The sequence below is a fragment of the Allobosea sp. P4_C6 genome, assembly GCF_056402015.1.
Window position 1 is genome coordinate 1 of record NZ_JBFUIF010000198.1, and the last position, 2,154, is coordinate 2,154.

At 57.9% G+C, this 2,154-nt stretch carries 2 protein-coding genes; both read right to left on the bottom strand.

The genetic code is table 11. The features are described from left to right. The coding region (locus AC1DVA_RS27860) for a dienelactone hydrolase family protein (protein WP_476808045.1) at positions 1–268 on the bottom strand (268 nt) is incomplete at its 3' end. Between the two features lie 278 nt (positions 269–546). Next, on the bottom strand, positions 547–1,338 hold the full coding sequence (locus tag AC1DVA_RS27865) for a metallophosphoesterase (protein WP_265055257.1): 792 nt from the start codon (positions 1,336–1,338) through the stop codon (positions 547–549). Positions 1,339–2,154 lie beyond the last annotated feature (816 nt).

The window sequence follows — 2,154 nt, forward strand, 5'->3', positions numbered from 1 at the left end:
GGACAAACCCGAAGAAGTCGAGCACGGCTGAAATTCTGTGATCGTGAGCGGCCGACGCCAATGCCAAAGCTCCCCCGAGTGAAAAGCCCACGACAGCGAACCGGCCTTCCTGCGAGTGCTCGATAATCTCGTTGAGCTTCGCTTTCAGGTTGGCAATGCACGCCGTCAATGGCCCATCCAGGATGACGTTTGCCTGAAGCTTGCGCTCGTGAATCATGAGCCGTGTCCCGCGGGTCAGATAGCGGTTCGGCCGAGCGAAGAAGCTCATGAAAGTCGCGCCGGCAGAGAGGCATGGAGCATATCCCTTCGACGATATAGTAATATCCTCGTTTTCATATCCGATCCAGGCAATGAGCTTGGTGTGGTCGTAAAGGCGCAGCGGCCTTTCCAGCGTCGGCGCCGCGTAAGGCTTCTTAGGTGACTTCGTCGATCGCATCCTTGGCTAGAGCTTATGCGACGCACCTTCGCGCGCCAAGGCAGTGAGACGGTGAGACATCTTAAACAGGCACTACAAGGTGGGCGCGTTGCTGCCTTCCGGAAGGGTTGTCAGCCGCCGAGCCAAGACAGGTCATCTATCAACGTGCCGTGACCACGGTCGCACCGATCGGCCTCCACTTCGACGACAGAGCGACGGTCGCCGGCCGTTTGCCAAAAGCACAACTCTCGTTCAGCCTGGTCTATCACTAGCACCGAGAGCCGACCGCTGAAGCATGCGCCGGTGTCCATGGAAATGCGGTTTTCCGTGACGACGGGTAGGCCCTCTTTCATGACGGTATGCCCGTGGACCACGACACGCTTCAGCGTTCCGCGGTGATCGAGAAATGGATCTTTGATCCAGAGCAGGTCCTTCGGCGACTGCTCGGCAATAGGTGCACTTGGGCGGATGCCAGCATGTGCGAAAAGCATCGGGCCCTCGTCGACGATGAATGAGGAATTTCGGAGCAGGCTTAAATGCGCCGGATGATGCTCAAGGATGAACTCCCGCCCGGGATCCACGTCGAGGTCGCAATAGGAGTCGAGGGTCTGCCTGCCGCCATCGTGGAACCACGAATAGAGCTCGCTCCGGTCGTTCTCTAGGAAACGAAGAAACCAGTCGTCGTGGTTTCCCCTGATGAAGGTTGACCCTGGATGGTCGGCTAGGACGCGTCCGAGGACGTTGAGACAACCCCTACTATCGCGCCCTCTGTCGACGATGTCGCCGAGAAAAATAATTCGCGGCGGCCGTCTACGGCGAGCGGCATCGCGCTCCACAAAGTCGACGATAGCGATGAGAAGGTCTGAGCGACCGTGCACGTCGCCGATCGCGTAGGTGAGAGGCATGGACATCGTGGTTGACATTACATCTATCTGGCCGATTCCGGAGTCCGGCAGCCCCCCGCACCGAGATTCAGCCATCGTGGCCTGCGACCACTCGATATACTAGCGCAACGTCGCTGTGCGGAGATTAGACGGTCTAATCGCCGCAAAATTTGCGGAGATCAGAGAGGCGGGCGCGTTATTACCACTTCTGCAAAAGTGGTAATAACAGGCAGTCTCAACAGAATGGGGACGGGGGCACTGTCGCCGGACTTTTCACCTGTAAGGAGATGCTCGGCCTGTCGTTCAATCACCGTTGAACGCCCCATTTTCCTGCGAACCTCTCTGGGCACCCCGGCCGGCTCGGTATCTGGGAATAGCGCGCACTTGGCGGAGAGCGAGGCAAACTTCAAATAAGATACTGATTTATCTAAGTTTGCTCCAATTGCCTTCCGCTTTCCATTCGGCGGACTACAGAAATTTTGGCTGGGGGCTCGGTGCGGGTGAGGACGCTGGCACGGCGCGGCGAGCGGTTGCAAGACGCTGAAATTGATCGGCAAATACACCTAACGTACCATGCGCTCTTTGTTCCCCGCCAAGTGCGCGCTATTCCCCGGCAATTCCGGAAGCCCGTGTGCTCCCTTCCCGGGCATCACCACACGGTAGCACTCTGGGATCTGGCTATGAGAGCACGAAGGTCACCAAGCGAACTGAAGGTCCGCAAATCAGCTATATTGGTTCCACTACTGACGCTGGGAGCACGTTGATGGAAAAGCCACCTGAGGAACGTGTTCGCGTTAGCGCGCCGGGGCTCCGCACGTTCTTGAATATCGCGGACCGCTGGGAATTGTCCTCGGC

Excerpts from the sequence above, each read along its gene's own strand:
- AC1DVA_RS27865 (WP_265055257.1), bottom strand. The coding sequence starts at position 1,338 with ATGTCAACCACGATGTCCATGCCTCTCACCTACGCGATCGGCGACGTG.